The organism is Mesorhizobium sp. B3-1-9 (assembly GCF_006439595.1).
Classification (GTDB): Bacteria; Pseudomonadota; Alphaproteobacteria; order Rhizobiales; family Rhizobiaceae; genus Mesorhizobium.
In genome coordinates this window covers 200,054-218,477 of the sequence record NZ_VFTJ01000005.1, presented here as the reverse complement: position 1 = coordinate 218,477, position 18,424 = coordinate 200,054, and the positions used below count along the sequence as shown (strand labels likewise).

Here is an 18,424-nt window from a genome sequence, read left to right as displayed (position 1 = left end):
GTCGTCAGCTCCGCTGCTGCACGCCGGTGATGACTTGCGCGCCCTCGTCGAGGCCGGACGTGATCTCGGTCAACTCGCCGTCGCTCGAGCCGATCTTGACGTTGACGGGGTGCGGCCGGCCGTTCTCCAGCACGTAAAGCGTGCGCGACCCGTCGGTCGGTGCTTTCGTTGCTTCGCGCTGCCGGTTGGGACGGCCCATGCGGCCGGTGAACAGGTCGCTGAAGCTCCAGCCGCGGGCCTGCTGTTGCAGCGGACGATAGCGGAAGGCGGTCGAGGGGACGGTAAGCACGCCCTTGGCCTGCCGGGTCACGACCGATACCGTGGCCGTCATGCCGGGCCGCAAGAGAAGCTCGCCATTGTCGACTTCGAGGCGCGCATTGTAGGTCACGACGCCGTCGGTGGTGACCGAGGCGTAGGAGATATCGCGGATCTCGGCATCGAAGGGCCGGTCCGGGAAAGCGTCGACGGTAAAACGGGCATGCTGGCCGGGCTTAACCTGGCCGATATCGGCCTCGTCGACCGCGGCCTGCAATTCCATGTTGCGAAGGTCGGCGGCGATGACGAAGAGCACCGGCGCCTGCAGCGAGGACGCGACCGTCTGGCCGGGATCGACCGAGCGCGTCAGCACGATGCCGTCGATCGGCGCATAGATGGTGCTCTTGGCGAGATCGGTCTGCTGTGCCTTGAGGTCGGCCTGGGCAATGGCGAGATTGGCTTCGGCGCTGTCGAGCGCCGCCTTGGAACGATCGCGCGTCGCGGTCGCCGCTTCGAGCGACTGGTCCGTCGCCATGCCGCGCTTGGTCAGCGCGTTCGCGCGCACAACCGCGTTCTCGTTCTCCTGCAAGGTGACCTTGGCGTCCTCGACGGCGGCGGCCGCAGCCTTGGCGGAGGCAGTGGCGCGCTCGATCTGGACCTCCAGCTTGGCGGTGTCGAGCGTCGCCAGCACGTCGCCCTTCTTGACCTGCTGGTTTTCATTGGCCGCGACCGAGCGGACGATGCCGGAAAGCTCGCTGGAGATGTCGACCTGGGTCAGCGGCTGCAGGGTGCCGGTGGCCGATACCTCGACGGTGAGGTCGGTGATCGCCGCAGGCACGGCGGTGTATTCAATCCTGGGGGGTGCGGCGGCATACCATCGATAGACGGCAATACCGGCCGCGACGATCGCTATCGCCAGCAGCGCGTAGAGCCAGAAGCGGCGTCGCTTGCGGCTTACGCCCTTGCGGTCGAGCCCGAGCGCGGCCTCTATGGAAGTACCGGATTCCGCGTTTGGCGGATTGACAATCTGGTCCACCCCGGACCCCTATGCTGAAAATCGATGTCCCTATCCGTGCACAGATCAGGCCTTAAGGTTCGAATTTCAAATTAAATTTCCCTCATGTTGGGATTGAGGCAGAAATTCGAGGCGAGGTGAAAGGTTTTCTCCATGGCGCGCAGTTACTTGCTTTACGATGTGTTTACCACCGAAAGGCTGGCCGGAAATCCGCTTGCCGTGGTGCTCGACAGCGATGGGCTCGACACTGCCGGCATGCAGGCGATCGCGCGCGAATTCAATCTTTCCGAGACGGTGTTCGTGCTGCCTGCCGACAATCCAAAGCACCGCAACCGTATCCGCATCTTCACGCCCGACTACGAAATGCCTTTCGCCGGGCATCCGACGGTCGGCTCGGCGATCGCGCTTGCGGAACTCGCCGGGGAGGCGGCCGGCATCTTCGTGCTGGAGGAGAATATCGGGCCGGTGCGTTGCGCGGTGAGCAAGCACGACGGCTCGACCTTCGCCGAGTTCGACCTGGCGAAACTGCCGGAACCGCTGGAGCTCAAGGCCGACCCGGAAGCAATCGGCGCGGCGCTCGGCCTTGCTCCGCACGAGATCGGCTTCGAGAATCACCGCGTCGCCTTCTGGTCTGCCGGCGTGCCTTACGTGACCATTCCGGTCGCGGACCTTGAAGCGGCAGCCAAGATCAGGCTCGACAACCAGGCGTGGTCGGAACTTGCGCCGCGCAAGAGCGACTGGGCCTTCGCCAGCCCCTATGTCTACTGCCGCGAGCGGGTCCACCACGACAGCGCCTTCCATGTGCGCATGATCGTGCCCGGCACGCCTTCCTACGAGGATCCGGCCACGGGTTCGGCCGCGGCGGCCTTTGCCGGCGCCATCATGCATTTCGACGCCCCGACCGACGGCATCTCGCAGCTCTGGATCGAGCAGGGGCTGGAAATGGGCCGGCCGTCGCGCATCCGCCTCGAGCTCAATGTCGATGGCGGGAAACTGGCCTCCGCGCGCATCGGCGGCCATGCGATCAAGATGGCTGAAGGCAAGCTGTTCGTCTGACGCCTGCGGCCTTTTTTGAGCTGGTATGATCTTTTCCGAAAACCGGAATCCACTTTTCGGGTTCATGCCATGTCGATTTGTCGGGAAATGATCCGGCAGGGCTAGACATCACCGAAAGCGGCGGCTATATGCGCCGCCGACGCTGGTTTTCCAGCGGTGTGGGTGTGTAGCTCAGTTGGTAGAGCAGCTGACTCTTAATCAGCGGGTCCACAGTTCGATCCTGTGCACACCCACCATCTAGTCTCTTGTTTTTGCTAGTATTTTACGCCTGCGGAAAACTCCTCTTTTCCGGGTCTTAGCTGGTCGCTGCTCGGAGGCATGGGTGGGGTTGCTTCGGCCAGTCCTGTGATCACGGCCGCTCCCGCAAAATCGCCGGCGAAGGCAGCGTCAGGCTCGAGCCGGAGATAAAGACGGGCAAAGGCACCGCCACACTGGAGTCTGCGCCGTGGGTATGGACGCTTCCGCTCGTGCGCAATATGGATGGGGACGTGGCCTGTCGCGGCGCTCACATTTTTCGCTGCGTCGCGAAGGCAGACGACGAGACGTTCGTTCAATGATGCTGCGCCGGGCGAGTTGGCCTTTCGATTGAAGCCGCCCTGCAAAGTGTCGATTTCAGGGGAACTGGTCATGACCGACAACAAGCCGGGCGCAGACGTCACCAAGGATTGGCAAGCAACGCAGGGCCAAAAGTCCGCCGCGACGCGCCTCCGCCTTTTCGCCGCGCTCTCGTGGATTATCGCCATTGGCGGCGAGATTGCCGGGATCGTCTTGTTTTACCAGCGCAAGTTCGACCAAGGGAATCTGCCGCTGTTGATCGGCATTCTGGTCGGAATCGCGATTTTCGCAATCGCCGGTAACTTGCTGTGGAAGGCAGCCAACCGGCACGACCCGGCCCGGGCATCCGACACGGCCAGGTTCTTCTTCCAAAACCAGCTCGGCGCGATCATCACGCTGATTGCCTTCCTCCCGTTGATCTTCCTTATCCTCACCGACAAGAACATGGATCCGCAGACCAAGAAGGTAGCCGGCGGAGTAGGTGCCGCGCTGGCCGTGCTTGCGACTGTAATGGGCGTCAGCTTCAAGCCCCCGTCGGTCGAGCAGTACACCCAGGACATGAACACCTGCGCGGCCCAGATCAGGGCGGGACAACCGACCACGGCCTGTTCGCCCGAAGTCGCCGCCCAGGCTCAGGAGATCGCCACGGACACCTCTGCGGTGACGGCGGCGACGAAGGACGCGAGTCACCCTGCCGGTCAGGATGTCGTGTACTGGATCGCACCGGAAAACGGAGCCGCGAAGTCCTCCGAACCGCATGTTTTCCATCTCTGCGCCGCGGTGAGTCCGTTGAAGGACAAGACCGTGAACAGCGGCTCCGTGACGGAGGCCTATGCGCAGAACGCCATCCGCATCACGAAGCAGATCGAGATGGAACAGAAGCAATGCGGGTTCGCCGCCTCGCAATGAACCTGCCCGCGATCGCCTCGAAGACGGACTGGGGCGTTTCACCGTTTCACGGAAACGGCGAAACGCCCTATCTCTCCGGCTTAGCTGGAGCAATTCCGCTCACACTTTTGCTGGGATCGCTCTGACCGGTAGGCCGTCAGCGATCGGAAGAAACAATGCTTCACCGGCGCTTCGGGTGCATCGCACGCAATCCGGGGTGTCGTCTACTTCTCCGAAACGCCGGCCTCGGCGAAGCTCGCCATCTTCGTGTGGCATTCCAAAGCGGAACGGATGATGTTGACGGCAAGGCAGGCGCCGGAGCCTTCGCCGAGCCGCATGCCGAGATCGAGCAGCGGCGGTAGGCCGAGCGCTTCGAGCAGGCGGCGGTGGCCGGCTTCGGACGAGACGTGGGCGGCGATGGTGTGGGCGAGGCCGGTCGGGTGCAGCCTTGCCAATGGTGCGACCGCGGCGGTGCACACAAAACCATCGAGCAGCACCGGCACGTTGTTCCTGCGCGCGGCGAGCGTGGCGCCGAAGATCGCCGCCAGCTCGCGTCCGCCAAGGGCGGCAGCGATCTTCAGCGGGTCGGAGAGCGAATCGGCATGACGCTTGAGGCCAGCCTCGATGGCCACGACCTTGCGCTGCAGGCCGGCGTCGTCGACGCCGGTGCCGCGGCCGGTCCATTTCTCGGCGCCGCCGCCGAAGAGGGCGGTGGAGATCGCCGCCGCCGGCGTCGTGTTGCCGATGCCCATCTCGCCGAAACAGACGAGATCGAGGTCCTTGGTCACGGCGTCATAGCCGGCCGAGACGGCGGCGAGGAACGCCTGCTCGTCCATCGCCGGAATCTGCGTGAAGTCGCCGGTCGGATGCTCGAGATCGAGCGGGATGACGTCCAGCTTGGCGCCGGCAATGCGGGCAAGCTGGTTGATGGCCGCACCGCCGCCGGCGAAATTCGCCACCATCTGTATCGTGACTTCCGAAGGATAGGCCGAGACGCCTTGCGCGGTGACGCCGTGATTGCCGGCGAAGACGAAGACTTTCACCGCATCGAGCTTCGGCATGTCGCGGCCCTGCCAGCGGCCGAGCCAGGCGGCGATGGTTTCCAGCCGGCCGAGGCTGCCCGGCGGCTTGGTCAGCGTGTCCTGGCGGCGGGCAACGGCGCCGGCGGCCGCGTCGCTGCCGACGGGAAGATCGAGGCAAGCGGCGCGAAGGTCTTCGAGCGATTTGAAGGACGTTGTTTGGGGGGACATGGGGGCAAGGTCTCCGAAAGAGAATCAGGAAAGGCAAACGGATGCGACGAGCAGCACCGCGATCTCGCCGAGCTGCTGCAGCGCGCCGATCGTGTCGCCGGTCTGGCCGCCGATCTGGCTGAGGCAAAGCGCGCGGAAGGCCATGAAGATCAGGCCGAGCAGGATGAGTGCTGCTATCGCGCCACCAAGGCCGAGCGCCAGCAGCGCCACCGCGCCGAGCGCCGCGCCGACGATGGCGGTCTCGGTCGTGACAGAGCCGGCATTGGCGGACAGACCGTCGGCTCGGGCCGGCGGCAGTAGATACATGAAGGCGCCGAATAGGCCGCGCGAGGCCGCATGCGCGGCAAGCAGCGCCAGGACGACGTGGCCGGGACCGGTCAGCTCGGACAGCGCGCTCCAGCGGATGAGCAGCGAGACACCGAGCGCCGCCGCGCCATAGGCGCCGATGCGGCTGTCGCGCATGATCTCCAGTTTCCTGTCGCGTGTTCGGCCACCGCCGAAGCCGTCGGCGATGTCGGAAAGCCCGTCCTCATGCAGGCAGCCGGTGACGAGCATCGTCGCGGCGAGCGTGAGCGCGGTGGCCGGCCCGGTGGCGAGGCCGAGAACTGTGGCGATGGCGTAGACCAGCGCGCCGATGATCGCCACCGCGAGACCGGCGAAGGGCGCCGCCCAAATCGCGTCGGCAAGGCTGCGGCCGCCGAAATCGCTCGATGGCAATCTCAGCCGGGTGAAGAAGACGAGGCTGAGGCCGATATCGTCGAGCAATTGCTTCGGTGCGGAAGGACCGCTCATGCGCCCCTCGCTATGGCATGGAAGAAGGTGCCGCTGACATGGCCGCGCCGGTAGCCGGAGGCGCCGAGCGGATTGCCCTGGCCATCGGCAAGGTCAGCCAGCGGCTCGTCATTGCCCGTGGCGGTCATCTGCGCATAGTGGAATTCATGGCCGCGGATCAGCGTGCCCTCCGGCCCCAACGGGCAGGTGGCGCGCAGCCGCGCCTCGCGATAGCCAAGGTTCATCTTGCGCCTGGCGAAGCTGGTCGAATGGCCAAGCAGGCCGAGCATTTTGTGGCTCTCGCCGTCCGCATCTTCCAGAACTTCGCCCAGCACCATGAAGCCGCCGCACTCGCCGTGAACAGGCTTCGTTGCCGCGAAGCGCGCCATTCCCGTCCGGAAGTTCGTCGCGGCCGCGAGCTTGCCGGCATGCAGCTCGGGATAGCCGCCGGGCAGCCAGCAGACCTCGCAATCTTCCCTCGGCTTCTCGTCGGCGAGCGGCGAGAAGGGCGCGATCTCGGCGCCGGCCTTGCGCCAATGCGCGGCGACATGCGGATAAAGGAAAGTGAAGGCGGCGTCCTCGGCCAGCGCGATGCGCTGCGCTGGCGGCTGCAAGGCATCGGCGAAGTCGCCGGCTGCCGGCTCCAGCGGGGTCGCCAGCGCCAAGATGGCGTCGATGTCGAGCGACTTTTCGACCATGTCGGCCAGCCGGTCGAGATGCGCCATCAGGTTCTCGTATTCGCCGGCCTGGACGAGGCCGAGATGCCGCTCCGGCAGGTTGAGCGTCGGATCGCGCAGGATGGCGCCGACCACGGGCAGGCCGATCGCCTCGATGGCGTCGCCCGACAGCCGCCGGTGGCGTTCGCTGCCGAGCCGGTTGAGCACGACGCCGGCCATGCGCACATCGGGATCGTAGGTGGCAAAACCCTTGGCCACCGCCGCCGCCGTGGTCGATTGCCCGGAAACGTCGAGCACCAGCAGCACAGGCAAGCCGTAGAGCCGGGCGAGATCGGCGGCCGAGCCGGAGCGGCCCTCCGGCGCGGGGATGCCGTCGAACAGGCCCATTGCGCTTTCGAGGATGACGTATTCGGCATCATCGGCGGCTTGGCCGGCCAGCGCGTTGAGCAGGGCAGGCGGCATCGCCCAGCTGTCGAGATTGACGCCGGACAAGCCTGTGGCGGCGGTGTGGAAGCCGGGATCGATATAGTCCGGTCCGGACTTCGCGCCGCGCACTTTCAGGCCGCGCCGGGCGAGCGAGCGCAGCAGGCCGATGGTGACGCTGGTCTTGCCCGAGCCGGAGCGCGGCGCGCCGATGATGATCGCGCGCGCCGTCATGTGCCGCCCGTCAGTGCTGCGCGCATGGCGACGATGCCGCCGACCACGATCAGCGCCGGGGAAGCGAGCCCGGCGGCCGCGGCTTCGTCCGCGATGGTTGCGAGCGTGGCGACGACGGTGCGTTCCTGCGGTGTCGTCGCGGCGACGATCACAGCCGCGGGTGTCGATGGCGCGAGGCCGCCGCTGAGCAGCTTTGCCGCGATGACCGGCAGATTGGCCATGCCCATATAGACGACGACCGGCTGTCCGGTGCGGGCGATCGCCGCCCAGTCGATGTCGTCATCTGTGCCGGCCGCATGGCCTGTAGCCAGGATAACGGCCTTGTTGATGCCGCGCATGGTGGTCGGAATGCCGGTGGCTGCCAATGCGCTGAGACCGGAGGTCAGGCCGGAAAGCACCCGGAACGGAATGGTTTCGCTCGCGAGCGCCAAGGCCTCTTCGCCGCCGCGGCCGAAAATATAAGGGTCGCCGCCCTTGAGCCGCACGACACGGCGGCCTTCGCGCGCCAACCGTACCAGCAGGGCGTTGATGTCGTCCTGCTTCATCGAGGGCTGACCACCGCGTTTTCCAGCGTAGAAAAGCTCGGCGCCTTGAGCGACCGCCACGACATCGGGCGAGACCAGCGCGTCATAAACCAGCGCGTCGCATTGCCCGAGCGCCGCCAGCACCTCCAGCGTCAGGCAGCCGGGATCGCCGGGGCCGGCGCCGGCCAGCCAGACATGGCCGGGCTCAAGCTCGCGCGGCTTGAAGTTCAGGCGCGCAAGCGCCTGTTCCACCGTTGCCCGTCCGTTCGTATTGGCGCTGCCGTTCACAATCCGTCCCGTCCGCGAAAACGCCGCTGGTAATGGGCGTCGTACAATGAGCTTTCGCCGAAATCCTGCGCTGCAAGCGCGCTGCCGACGAAGATGATTGCCGTGCGCTCCATCGGGTTTTCCGCCAATTGCGCTTCGATAGTGCCCAGTGTGCCGGTCAATATGCGCTCGTCCGGCCAGGAAGCGCGGAAGACGACCGCGACCGGACATTCGGCGCCGTAAAGCGGCGTGAGATCTGCGACGATGCGATCGATGGCATGAATGGCAAGGTGAATGGCAAGCGTGGCTCCGGTGCGGCCGAAGCCGGCCAGCGTCTCGCCTGGCGGCATTTTCGAGGCGCGGCCGGAAACGCGGGTCAGCACCAGGCTCTGCGCCAGTTCTGGAATGGTGAGCTCGCGGCGCAGCGCGGCCGCGGCTGCCGCGAAGGAAGGCACGCCTGGAGTCAGCGTATAAGGGATTCCGTGTTTTTCCAGTCGCCTTATCTGTTCGGCCACCGCGCTCCAAACGGAGAGGTCGCCGGAATGCAGGCGCGCTACATCCTGGCCGGCCTTATGCGCGGCGACATATTCGGCCTCGATCTCGTCGAGCGACATCGGCGCGGTGTCAATCAATTTGGTGCCAGGCGCACAATGCTCGAGCAATTCGGGCGCGACGATCGAGCCGGCATGGAGGCAGACCGGGCAACTGGCCAGGAGCCGCGCGCCGCGCAGCGTGATGAGATCCGCCGCACCTGGACCGGCGCCGATGAAATGGACGGTCATGCGGTACCTCCGCCAAGAGCGATAGCGCAGGTCACAGGACCGAGCACGATGCGCGGTCCAAGCAGTTTCGCACCTTTTCCGGCCGCGGCCAGAGCCGAGGCTTCCGAAACCGAAGGCGTGCCAGCCTGGGCCTGCGACGCTTCGGACCGACTGACCGTGCCGGACGAGACGGATTGCAGCGCAGCGTCGGACATGATGAGCACGGGGAGGTTGAGATCTCGGCCGGCAAGGAAGATCGCCGGCTCGTTGCGCTTGATTTCGCCCGTCGCCAGCGCGGAAAGCGCCGTCATCGCCAGCCCATGCGCTTCGAGCGCGGTCTCGACCGCTGCGCGAACGTCGCCCGCCGTCACGCCTTTGCGGCTGCCGATGCCCGCGACCATCATGGTTTCACCCAGCTCCACTGCGTCACCGGCATGGCCGGCCGCCACGCCTGCATGGATCCGACAGCTGCCGCGCGCGACAGCGCTATGCGGGTAAGATCGCCGCCGCGGCTGTTGTATTGGTCGAGCAGCAGCGTCTCCATCTCCAGCGTCACTGCGTTGGCGACCAATCGGCCGCCGGAGCGTAACGCCTTGATCGCCTTCTCCAGCACGCCGGCATCGCTGCCGCCGCCGCCGATGAAGATCGCATCCGGCGTTTCGAGCTTGGCGAACGCCTTGGGCGCGGCGCCTTCGACCACGACAAGGCCGGGCACGCCGCAATGCGCAGCATTGCGTTGGATGCGGGCGGCGCGTTCGCCGTCGGCTTCGATGGCAATGGCGCACAGCGAGGAATGCGCCAGCATCCATTCGATGCCGATCGAGCCGGAACCGGCGCCGATATCCCACAACAGCTCGCCACGGCGTGGCGCCAGCGCCGACAGCGTGATGGCGCGGATCTCGCGCTTGGTGATCTGGCCGTCATGCTCGAACAGATGGTCGGCAAGGCCGGCGGTCAAGGGCAGGACGCGCGCATCCGGCGTCGAATCAATTTCGAGCGCCAGCACGTTGAGCGGGTTGATGTCTTTGAGATTGAAGGCATCGGCGCGGGAGGTTCGATGCGCCTCGTCGGCACCGCCGAGCGCTTCGAGAACCGTCAGCCGCGACGGGCCGAAACCGAACTCGTCGAGCAGTGCGGCGATGGCCGCCGGCGCGTCGGCGTCCGATGTCAGGGCAAGGATGCGCGCACCGGGGTGGAGCAAGGGCCGGATCAGGTCGATCGGATGGCCGTGCAGCGAGATGGTCTCGACGTCCTGCAGCGCCCAGCCGAGACGGGAGGCGGCCAGCGACAGCGACGATGGAGCCGGGAGGACGAGCATCTCATCCGGCTTGACCTTGCGCGCCAGCGTGACGCCGACGCCATGAAAGAACGGGTCGCCAGACGCGAGCACGCAGATTTTTTTGCCTTTGAGCGCCAGCACGTCGCGCATTTCGGCATCGAACGGCGTCGGCCATTGGCGCGCCTCGCCCTTGGCCAGGGATGCGACCAGAGCAAGATGCCGCTTGCCACCGAACACGACTTCGGCCTCGGCAATACGCTGCTTGGCCTCGTCGCCGAGACCCGCTACACCGTCCTCGCCGATACCGACGACGGTCAGCCATTTTGAGGCTGGCTTGGCGGCGCGCGGACCCTTAGCAGGCATGATGACCCACCATATCCTGATCCTCGGCGGCACCACAGAAGCCCGGCAACTGGCCGGAAGGCTTTCCCGTCGCAAGGATTTTTCGGTCACGCTGTCGCTTGCCGGCCGCACCGAAAGCCCGGCCGCACAAGGCGTGCCGGTGCGTGTCGGCGGCTTCGGCGGCGCGGCAGGGCTCGCCGCCCATCTTCGCGAGGAACGTATCGATCTGCTGATCGACGCCACGCATCCATACGCCGCCCGTATCTCGGCCAATGCCGCCGAGGCGGCCAAGCGGTCCGGCGTGCCGATCCTTGCGCTGCGTCGCCCCAGCTGGGAGCCTGTCGCAGGCGACCACTGGACGCTGGTCGACGACGTCGCTGAGGCGGCAGGTGCCCTGGGCACGGCGCCGCGCCGCGTTTTCCTCGCGATCGGCCGGCAGGAAGCCGGCGCCTTCGAGACCGCGCCCCAGCATCGCTACCTGATCCGCAGCGTCGATCCGGTCGAGCCGAAGCTTGCCGTGCCCGATGCGCTTTACCTGCTGGCGCGCGGGCCGTTTCCGGAGGCGGACGAACGGGCGCTGCTCGAGAGATACGCCATCGACGCGGTCGTGTCCAAGAACAGCGGCGGCGAGGCGACCTATGGCAAGATCGCCGCTGCGCGGGCGCTCGGCATCGAAGTGATCATGATCCGCCGGCCGACGCTGCCTGACGTGCCCTCGGCCGAAACCGTCGATGCGCTGGCGGGAAAAGTCGATCATCTTTTCGAGCCCGTTGCCGAACGCGGCGTGTAGACCAGCGCCGGCCGTTCGCCGCGCTTGATGATCCGGGTCTCGGGCGAGCCGATGATGATGCAGGTCGACATGTCGGCCTTTTCGGCGTCGGCGTCTGCCAGCAGAAAAACCTCGATGCGCTCGTCGGGGCGCCCGGCGGCGCGGCCAAAGATCACCGGCGTGGTGCCAGGCAGGATCGCCTTCAGGCATTCGAAGGCGCGGCCGAGCTGCCAGGGGCGGGCCTTGCTGATCGGGTTGTAGAGCGCGATGACGAAGCCGGCTCCAGCCGCCGCCAGCAGGCGCAGCTCGATCAGGTCCCACGGCTTCAGATTGTCGGAGAGCGAAATGGCGCAGAAATCGTGGCCGAGCGGTGCCCCGATGCGGGCGGCGACCGCAAGCATGGCGGTGACGCCGGGTACGACCGACAGGTCGATCGAACGCCATTCGTCGGGCCCGGCTTCGATCGCCTCGCAGACAGCCGCGGCCATGGCAAAGACGCCGGGATCGCCGCCTGAAACGACGGCGACGCTGTGGCCTTCGGCCGCCTTGGCCAGCGCCTCGTTGGAGCGGGCAAGTTCCTCTCGATTGTCGGAGGCAATGCGGGTCTGGTCCGGCCGCAGCTCAAGCCGGTCAAGATAGGGCTTGTAGCCATAAAAGAACGAAGCCTCGGCCACCGCATGGCTGGCCTGCGGCGTGACCTGGTCGGCATTGCCCGGACCGAGACCGATGACGGTGAGGCGGCCGCTCATGCTTTGGCTCCGGGGCGGGCCGACCAGCCCGCGACCAGCACGATGGCGAAATAGGGCGCCTTGTCGTCCGGTTTTTCGGCAAGCCGCATCGAGATGCTGCCCGGCATCGTGCCGCGCTCGACATAGACGGCTTTCGCCAGCTTGCCGGCCGCTTCCAGCGCGCGGCGGATTTTTGGCAGGTTGCGGCCGACCTTCATGATCACCGCGGCATCGGTATCGGCGAGGCGGCGGGTCAGCTCGAACTCACTCATCGTGCCCGGCAGCACGGTCAGCACATCGTCGCCCTGGACGATCGGCAGGCCAGTGGTCGACCAGCAGCCGGACATGGCGGTGATGCCGGGGATGACTTCCGTCGGGAACCGGTGTGCAAGCCGCACATGCAGGTGCATATACGAGCCGTAGAAGAGCGGATCGCCTTCCGACAGCACCGCCACCATCCTGCCGGCGCCGAGATGCTCGGCGACCTGTTCGGCCGACTGCTCGTAGAAATCGGCGATCTGCGAGCGGTAGTCGTCATGGTCCTTGTCGATTTCGGTGGTCACCGGATAAAGCAGCGGCAGCTCGATCATGTCCGGCCGGAAGCGCGCCTCGACGATGGCGCGGGCATTGCTGTTGTTGCCGCGCTTGGCGAAATAGGCGACGACGTCGGCCTCGGCCAGCGCGCGCGCCGCTTTCAGCGTCAGCAGTTCGGGGTCGCCCGGGCCGGTGCCTACGCCGACAAGACGGCCTTTTACAATCGCGTTCACAGGCCCGGCCTCGCCAACGAATTGAGCGCGGCGGCGGTCATGGCGCTGCCGCCCAGCCTGCCGCGCACGATGGCATAGGGCACGCCGTAAGAGTTCTCGGCCAGCGCATCCTTGGATTCGGCGGCGCCGACGAAACCGACCGGCATGCCGATGATCACGGCGGGCTTCGGCGCGCCGTCGCGCAGTTTTTCGAGCAGATAGAAGAGCGCGGTCGGCGCATTGCCGATGGCGACGACCGAACCGGCCATGCGCTCACCCCAAAGGTCGATCGCGGCGGCCGAGCGGGTGTTGCCGATTTCCCTGGCGATGTCGTGCGTGCGCGGGTCGCGCAGCGTGCAGATCACCTCGTTGCCGGCCGGCAACCGGGCGCGGGTGACGCCGTGGGCCACCATCTCGGCATCGCAGAAGATCGCCGCGCCGGCCGCGAATGCGGTGCGGGCCGCATCGACGAAGCCATTGGAGAAAACAAAATGGCTGGCGGCTTCGACCTGGCCGCAGGCATGGATCATGCGAATCGCGACATCGGCTTCGGCTTCGGAGAAGCGCGACAGGTCCGCCTCGGCGCGGATGATGGCGAAAGAGCGCTCGTAGATCGCCATTCCGTCATGGATATAGTCGTAGGCGGCCATTTTCAGTTCCGTCGATAGAGTTCGGCGATGCCGGCCGCGCCAAGCCTTGCCAGGCAGGCGGCGGCAGTCTCGCCTTGATGTCGTGCGTCGTGGATCGCCGCCGCAATGCCGGCGACCCCGCGCGCGGCGTCATAGCCCGGCCTGTACGCGGCAGGAAGGGCCTTTGCCGTCCCGTCCACGACAAGTCCGGCTCCGTTTTCGTCGCCAACCAGGGTCAGTGCCGCCGCGCCGGGATGCGCGCAGCCCTTGGCGCAGCCGGAAACGTGGAGCGTCAGCGAGGCGTCGATGAGGCCGGGGCTTTGTTTTGCAATGGTTTCGGCGATGGCGCGCGTGGCGATACGGCCGGAAGCGCAGGCCGGCGCGCCTGGGCAAGCGGCGATGCGGGTGCGTGGGTCCGTGGGGTCGGTGACGAAGCCGAGGGTGGCGGCGGAGGTTTGCAGGGAGGAGAGGGCGGAGAGGCCGAGGAAGAGCAAGGCGCGGCCTGGGGCGAGGCGGATTTCGGTGGCGCCGAGGTTTGCGGCTTGGCTGGCGAGATCGATGAGGTTTTGCGCCGGCATGCTGCCGTAGGGCAGGGCGATACCGAGGGCGGTGTTGCTGCCTAGACTGAATAGGCCAATGGGACGTCCCGCGGGTTGGCGTTCCCGCGCCCCCCTCTCTGTCCTGCCGGACATCTCCCCCTCAAGGGGGGAGATTGCCTTGTCATCGCGGCTTTCGCCAATCTCCAACGCCGAAAGTGGAGAGCCGGCGCGGGAACTGCCAATCTCCCCCCTAGAGGGGGAGATGTCCGGCAGGACAGAGAGGGGGGTGACGGAGTGCCAACTTGCGAGTGAAATAAGCTGCCGCTCCGACAAATCCCGCGTATGCGCCTCGCGCCCTTTTTCAGCGACCATCCTAAGAGCCGCGACGGCAATGTCGCGCGCCGCATCTTCATCGACTGTCGCGAGTGGCTTCGCACTGCGCCCGTCGCCGGCAATCGATACGCTCCACTGGAGGCTAGTGCTGGTCCGCACCGCCTTCAGCCGCACATCCGCCGTCACGGCATCCATCGTCAGCTGTCCGCCGCCGTCGACAACCACAGATATCTTCGGCCCCAGCCGAGCCGTCAGCCCAGCCTCTTCGATCACCATCCTGATCCGCTCAGCCAGAGGGCGCGGGTCGGCAATCTCCTGCGGATCGATTCCCGCCAGCGGCCCGACTTCGACCGGCACGCCGCTGCGCACGGCAATGCCAAGTGCATCCACCTCCGCCGCCAGCAGCCGCGCGCTGTCCGCCGTCAAACCACGGATCTGCAGGCTGCCGCGCGCGGTCACTTCCATGATGCCGTTGCCGTGGCGCAAGGCGGATTCGCCGAGTCCGATCAGCGACTTCGGGGCAAGTCCTCCAGCAACCGGATTGAGCCGCACCAAAAGCCCGTCGCCGGTTTGCATCGGTGCGCTCAGCGCAGGGCAGGCGCCGCGGCGCGAAAAGGCGTTCATGCCGCCACCCCGCTTGCCTGGGCCTCGGCGATCAGGGCCGCGAGGTCGTCGTCGATGGAATTCCTGAGCGGATGCCAGAGGCCGCGCCGCCGCGCAGCGAGAAAACGCTCGGCGATGACCTTGGCGGCGGCCGGGTTCTCGCGCAGCAGGAAGGCGCGGACGTCCGGGTCGCCGACATAGGCGTCATGCACCGCCTCGATCAGCGCGCCTGATATGGCATGGGTGGTCTCGGCGAAACCGACCAGCCGATCGACGGTCTCGGCGAATTCGGAGGCGCCGCGCGGGCCATGGCGCATCTGGCCGGCGATGAAACGCGGGTTGACGGCGCGGGCGCGGACCACGCGGGACACGGCTTCGCCGACCGAACGCGGCTTCGGCTTTTTCGGGTCGGTCGTGTCGAGCACGATGACGTCGGCATTGCGGCCGAGCGCGGCAAGGGCGGCCGAAAAGCCGCCGATGAAGGCGACGTCGGCCGAGCCTTCGAGGATGTCGCGGCCGGGATCGTCGCCGGTGTGGACGAGGAGATCGGCTTCCGCGATCCGTCCCTCGAAGGCGCCGGGCGCCGAGACCGCCTCGCCTTCGGCGCCGCCATAGGCATGCGAGGTGGCGTCGAGATAGGCGCGGCCGATCTCTTCGCGCGCGCCCCATTCGCCGCGCGACAGCAGGTCCTCGACGCCGGCGCCATAGGTGCCGGGCGAAGTGCCGAAAATGCGCGGGCCGATCTTGCCCTGAACGCGTGTCGTCGCGGCGAGCGGGTTCTCGGTATCGTCCTCGTCGCGGCTGGCGACGGCGTTGGCGGCGGCGTCGATCAGCGCGATCTGGGTCGGAAACATGTCGCGGAACAGGCCGGAGATGCGCCAGGTGACGTCGACGCGCGGGCGGCCGAGCGCCGCCGGCGGCAGCACCTCGATGCCGGTGACGCGGCCGGTGGCGGCATCCCATTGCGGCCGGCAGCCCATCAGCGCCAACCCTTGCGCGATCTCCTCGCCGCCCGTGCGCAAGGAGGCCGAGCCCCAAAGATCGATGACCAGCGAGCGCGGCCAGTCGCCGTGGCTTTGCATATAGCTGCGCACCACTTCTTCCGCTGCCGCCTGGCCGAGATCGTAAGCAGTCGGCGTCGGCATGGCGCGCGGATCGGAGGTGAAGAGGTTGCGGCCGGTGGGCAGCACATCGGAGCGACCGCGCGCCGGCGCGCCGGCGGGACCTGCCTTGATGTGGCGGCCGTCGAGCGCGGTGAGCAGGGCAGACTTCTCGGCTTCGGCGCTTTGCCGGCGCAGTGGATCGACCTCGTCCTCCGGCGCGCGGCCATAGACATGCAGCCCATCCTTGACGGCGAAGTCCTTGAGGTCGCAGAGCCAGGCATCGATGCGGCGCAGCGCTTCGTCTGGAGCGTCTGTGCCGGCAACGCCGGCTTCGGAGGCCAGGCCGGTCCTTTGCGCCGTCTCGACGATCAGCCTAGCCAGACGGTCGCGGCGGCGGCGGTCGAGGCCGTCGGCCTGGGCATATTCATCGACCAAGCGCTCCAGCTTCTGTTGGACCTCGTCGAGGCCTGCGCCGGTCAGCGGCGGCGGCAGATGGCCAAGCGTGACGGCCGAGATGCGGCGCTTGGCCTGCGCGGCCTCGCCGGGATTGGAAACGATGAAGGGATAGATGACCGGCAACGACCCAGTGACGATCTCGGGGAAGCAGGTGTCGGATAGCGCCACCGTCTTGCCTGGCAGCCATTCCAGCGTGCCATGCGCGCCGACATGGATGATGGCATGCGCGCCGAGCGATTTTTGCAGCCAGAGGCCGAAGGCGATCAACTCGTGGCGCGGGGGAAGCGTCGGGTCGTGGTAATCGGCGCGGCGGTCGGCCGAGCGGCCGCGGTCGGGGGCCAGCGCCACGGTGACGTTGCCGAAGGTGGCGGCGCGGAAGGGGAAGCGGTTTTCGGGGCTGGCCTGCGAAGGTAGGCGTTCTGTCGCCCCCCTCTCTGTCCTGCCGGACATCTCCCCCTCAAGGGGGGAGATTGGCGGTTGGGGCGCCGGCTTTCCCCTTGCTAGGCCGGAAATTGGCGAAAGCCGAGGTGAAGGAATAATCTCCCCCCTTGAGGGGGAGATGTCCGGCAGGACAGAGAGGGGGGCCTCGCGCAAACCTACCCCTTCCAACTTGCCCCACGCCGCCTCAACCAAAGCTCGTGCTGCCTCCGGCAATTCGGCTGAAAAGGCAATGTAATCCGTCAAGGCAAGGCCAAGCCCACCCACCTCCAACACATCCAGCAATCGCCGCGGCGATTGCGGAATCCCGTCAACCGCATAGCCCTGTTCCTTCAGGTCATGCAGCATGGCGAGCACGCTTGACGGCACATCCAGCCCGACGGCATAGCCGGTCCGCCCGGGCGCGCTGGGATAATCGGGGATCAGGATCGCCAGCTTGCGCTCGGCCCGCTCGGTCCGCTGCAGGCGGATAAAGGCAGCGATCCGCCTGGCGACCTGCTCGACGCGATCGGCCTCCGGCCGGTTGGCGAAGGCGCGGAAGGCGAGCGCCGGGTCGGTTTCGACCTCGTCCTTGAACGAGATGGCGCCGGCCAGGATGCGGCCGTCGAGCTCGGGCAATACAACGTGCATGGCGAGATCGGCGGGCGCCAGGCCGCGCTGATTCTTTTCCCAGACCTCGCGTCTCGTTGTGGCGACGATGACCTGGAACACTGGCACGCCGGCGCGGTCGAACAGAGTCTCGATGCCGGGCTCCGCACCGGAGGCGAAGGCGGTCGCGGTGACAATGGCCGCAGGGTTCAGCGAGGCGATCGCGTTTTCGACGAAGGCTAAGGACGCCGGATCCTTGAGGCTGGACACGAAGATCGGCACAGGGGCCATGCCTTGCTGCTTCAACGCTTCCGCCAGAGCGTCGATCGGCGCGATGTCTGCGGCAAGCAGCATGGAACGGTAGAAGAGGATGGGGACGACTGCGAAATTGTCGACGCCGAGTTCCGTCACACCCCCCTCTGTCCTGCCGGACATCTCCCCCGCAAGGGGGGAGATTGCTCTGTGGTCGACGGTTTCGCCAACTGTAGATGTTTCAGCTAGCTCGATATTTGACGAAGCAGAGATAGAGCCGGCTTGGGTGACGGCTGATCTCCCCCCTTGCGGGGGAGATGTCCGGCAGGACAGAGGGGGGTGCGAAGGAATGCCGACCCTTGAAACGTTCGACTTCTCGACGACACCAACTCCCGGCTCATAATACCCCGCCTTCGGCACACTGACCGCATCAACCACGGCCGCCTCAGCCCCCGCAAGCCTTGCCAGCCTTTGCACCAGCGCCGCCATATTGGCCGGCCCGCCTTCGCGGAAATAGCCGAGCAGCGCGTCGAGCTCGGCACGCGGCAGCGTCGAGCCTTCGATCAGCCGCTGGTCCTCGTCATGGCTTTCGCCGGGCAGCAGCGCCAGCTTGATGCCGCGCTCGCGCGCGACCGCGGCGAGCTGGTCGCAGCCATAGCGCCACCACTCATAGCCGCCGAGGATGCGCACCAGGACGACCTTGGCGTGGCGGGCGACGCTGTCGATCCAAAGATCCACCGACATCGGGTGGCGAAGGTCGCGCAGCGCCGCAAGCCGCATCGCGGGCAGCCGCGCGGCATCGGCCTTCCAGGCGGCGGCCAGACCGGCGAGGTCGCTGTCGGTGAAGGACAGGGCCACCACATCCGCAGGCGTCTGCCTGAGGTCGACCGGCTCGGCGAGATCGTCGAGCGAAGCGGATGTCGTGGTGAGGATATGCATCGCT

16 protein-coding genes and 1 tRNA gene are annotated in these 18,424 nt (G+C 66.8%); 4 read left to right on the top strand and 13 right to left on the bottom strand.

From position 1 onward, the window contains the following. Positions 1-4 precede the first annotated feature (4 nt). Positions 5-1,291, bottom strand: a complete 1,287-nt coding sequence (locus FJW07_RS11535) for an efflux RND transporter periplasmic adaptor subunit (protein ID WP_140856488.1) — start codon at positions 1,289-1,291, stop codon at positions 5-7. Positions 1,292-1,423: 132 nt separating this feature from the next. Here FJW07_RS11535 and FJW07_RS11530 point away from each other — a divergent pair, with 132 nt between their 5' ends. The 3 genes from FJW07_RS11530 to FJW07_RS11520 all read left to right on the top strand — a co-directional run bounded on the left by FJW07_RS11530 (position 1,424) and on the right by FJW07_RS11520 (position 3,790). Next, complete coding sequence (locus FJW07_RS11530) at positions 1,424-2,326, top strand: PhzF family phenazine biosynthesis protein (protein ID WP_140705783.1); 903 nt, start codon at positions 1,424-1,426, stop codon at positions 2,324-2,326. Between the two features lie 160 nt (positions 2,327-2,486). Continuing rightward, a tRNA-Lys gene (locus tag FJW07_RS11525) sits at positions 2,487-2,562 on the top strand. Between the two features lie 391 nt (positions 2,563-2,953). After that, positions 2,954-3,790 carry a hypothetical protein gene (locus FJW07_RS11520; protein ID WP_140655244.1) on the top strand — a complete coding sequence of 279 codons (837 nt, stop codon included), beginning with the start codon at positions 2,954-2,956 and terminating at the stop codon, positions 3,788-3,790. Positions 3,791-3,993: 203 nt separating this feature from the next. Here FJW07_RS11520 and cobT read toward each other — a convergent pair whose 3' ends face one another. From cobT to cbiE, 7 genes are read right to left on the bottom strand one after another with little or no spacing between them, the layout of a single operon-like run. Further along, on the bottom strand, positions 3,994-5,019 hold the full coding sequence (cobT, locus tag FJW07_RS11515) for a nicotinate-nucleotide--dimethylbenzimidazole phosphoribosyltransferase (RefSeq protein ID WP_140856486.1): 1,026 nt from the start codon (positions 5,017-5,019) through the stop codon (positions 3,994-3,996). A 24-nt stretch (positions 5,020-5,043) separates the two neighbouring features. Further along, the gene (gene cobS, locus FJW07_RS11510; protein WP_140856484.1) at positions 5,044-5,811 is read right to left on the bottom strand and encodes an adenosylcobinamide-GDP ribazoletransferase; all 768 of its coding nucleotides are present in this window, start codon (positions 5,809-5,811) and stop codon (positions 5,044-5,046) included. Beyond that, a complete protein-coding gene (locus FJW07_RS11505; protein ID WP_140856482.1) occupies positions 5,808-7,124 on the bottom strand; it encodes a cobyrinate a,c-diamide synthase in 1,317 nt (438 codons plus the stop codon). The genes cobS and FJW07_RS11505 overlap by 4 nt, the downstream gene beginning before the upstream one ends. Further along, entirely contained in the window at positions 7,121-7,936 is an 816-nt protein-coding gene (cobA, locus tag FJW07_RS11500; RefSeq protein WP_140856480.1) for a uroporphyrinogen-III C-methyltransferase, read from the bottom strand. Before cobA ends, FJW07_RS11505 begins: the two co-directional genes overlap by 4 nt. Next, positions 7,933-8,697 (bottom strand): precorrin-4 C(11)-methyltransferase, encoded by a 765-nt coding sequence (cobM, locus tag FJW07_RS11495; protein WP_140856478.1) that lies wholly within the window; start codon positions 8,695-8,697, stop codon positions 7,933-7,935. Before cobM ends, cobA begins: the two co-directional genes overlap by 4 nt. Beyond that, positions 8,694-9,080 (bottom strand): cobalamin biosynthesis protein, encoded by a 387-nt coding sequence (locus FJW07_RS11490; RefSeq protein ID WP_140856476.1) that lies wholly within the window; start codon positions 9,078-9,080, stop codon positions 8,694-8,696. Before FJW07_RS11490 ends, cobM begins: the two co-directional genes overlap by 4 nt. Further along, a complete protein-coding gene (gene cbiE / locus FJW07_RS11485; protein ID WP_140856474.1) occupies positions 9,077-10,318 on the bottom strand; it encodes a precorrin-6y C5,15-methyltransferase (decarboxylating) subunit CbiE in 1,242 nt (413 codons plus the stop codon). Before cbiE ends, FJW07_RS11490 begins: the two co-directional genes overlap by 4 nt. A 1-nt stretch (position 10,319) precedes the next feature. On the opposite strand from cbiE, the gene FJW07_RS11480 reads away from it, so the two are divergent. Further along, on the top strand, positions 10,320-11,087 hold the full coding sequence (locus FJW07_RS11480; protein ID WP_140856472.1) for a cobalt-precorrin-6A reductase: 768 nt from the start codon (positions 10,320-10,322) through the stop codon (positions 11,085-11,087). On the opposite strand, the gene FJW07_RS11475 is transcribed toward FJW07_RS11480, so the two are convergent. Genes FJW07_RS11475 through FJW07_RS11455 form a run of 5 tightly spaced genes read right to left on the bottom strand, consistent with a single transcriptional unit; the run spans position 11,051 to position 18,420 of the window. Then, the gene (locus tag FJW07_RS11475) at positions 11,051-11,815 is read right to left on the bottom strand and encodes a precorrin-3B C(17)-methyltransferase (RefSeq protein ID WP_140644293.1); all 765 of its coding nucleotides are present in this window, start codon (positions 11,813-11,815) and stop codon (positions 11,051-11,053) included. The genes FJW07_RS11480 and FJW07_RS11475 overlap by 37 nt on opposite strands. Beyond that, complete coding sequence (locus FJW07_RS11470) at positions 11,812-12,561, bottom strand: precorrin-2 C(20)-methyltransferase (RefSeq protein ID WP_140856470.1); 750 nt, start codon at positions 12,559-12,561, stop codon at positions 11,812-11,814. The genes FJW07_RS11475 and FJW07_RS11470 overlap by 4 nt, the downstream gene beginning before the upstream one ends. Next, positions 12,558-13,190, bottom strand: a complete 633-nt coding sequence (locus FJW07_RS11465) for a precorrin-8X methylmutase (protein ID WP_140856468.1) — start codon at positions 13,188-13,190, stop codon at positions 12,558-12,560. Before FJW07_RS11465 ends, FJW07_RS11470 begins: the two co-directional genes overlap by 4 nt. Before the next feature lie 2 nt (positions 13,191-13,192). Further along, positions 13,193-14,665, bottom strand: coding sequence for a precorrin-3B synthase (gene cobG, locus FJW07_RS11460; protein ID WP_140856466.1), 1,473 nt, complete (start codon positions 14,663-14,665; stop codon positions 13,193-13,195). Beyond that, positions 14,662-18,420, bottom strand: a complete 3,759-nt coding sequence (locus FJW07_RS11455) for a cobaltochelatase subunit CobN (protein WP_140856464.1) — start codon at positions 18,418-18,420, stop codon at positions 14,662-14,664. The genes cobG and FJW07_RS11455 overlap by 4 nt, the downstream gene beginning before the upstream one ends. Positions 18,421-18,424: the final 4 nt, after the last annotated feature.

Bases quoted from the DNA above. Each gene is read 5' to 3' on its own strand.
- cobT (WP_140856486.1), bottom strand. From the start codon at position 5,019: ATGTCCCCCCAAACAACGTCCTTCAAATCGCTCGAAGACCTTCGCGCC.
- FJW07_RS11520 (WP_140655244.1), top strand. From the start codon at position 2,954: ATGACCGACAACAAGCCGGGCGCAGACGTCACCAAGGATTGGCAAGCA.
- FJW07_RS11455 (WP_140856464.1), bottom strand. From the start codon at position 18,420: ATGCATATCCTCACCACGACATCCGCTTCGCTCGACGATCTCGCCGAG.
- FJW07_RS11475 (WP_140644293.1), bottom strand. From the start codon at position 11,815: ATGAGCGGCCGCCTCACCGTCATCGGTCTCGGTCCGGGCAATGCCGAC.
- cobM (WP_140856478.1), bottom strand. From the start codon at position 8,697: ATGACCGTCCATTTCATCGGCGCCGGTCCAGGTGCGGCGGATCTCATC.
- FJW07_RS11530 (WP_140705783.1), top strand. From the start codon at position 1,424: ATGGCGCGCAGTTACTTGCTTTACGATGTGTTTACCACCGAAAGGCTG.
- FJW07_RS11505 (WP_140856482.1), bottom strand. From the start codon at position 7,124: ATGACGGCGCGCGCGATCATCATCGGCGCGCCGCGCTCCGGCTCGGGC.
- cobS (WP_140856484.1), bottom strand. From the start codon at position 5,811: ATGAGCGGTCCTTCCGCACCGAAGCAATTGCTCGACGATATCGGCCTC.
- FJW07_RS11480 (WP_140856472.1), top strand. From the start codon at position 10,320: ATGACCCACCATATCCTGATCCTCGGCGGCACCACAGAAGCCCGGCAA.
- FJW07_RS11465 (WP_140856468.1), bottom strand. From the start codon at position 13,190: ATGGCCGCCTACGACTATATCCATGACGGAATGGCGATCTACGAGCGC.
- cobG (WP_140856466.1), bottom strand. From the start codon at position 14,665: ATGAACGCCTTTTCGCGCCGCGGCGCCTGCCCTGCGCTGAGCGCACCG.
- cbiE (WP_140856474.1), bottom strand. From the start codon at position 10,318: ATGCCTGCTAAGGGTCCGCGCGCCGCCAAGCCAGCCTCAAAATGGCTG.
- FJW07_RS11490 (WP_140856476.1), bottom strand. From the start codon at position 9,080: ATGATGGTCGCGGGCATCGGCAGCCGCAAAGGCGTGACGGCGGGCGAC.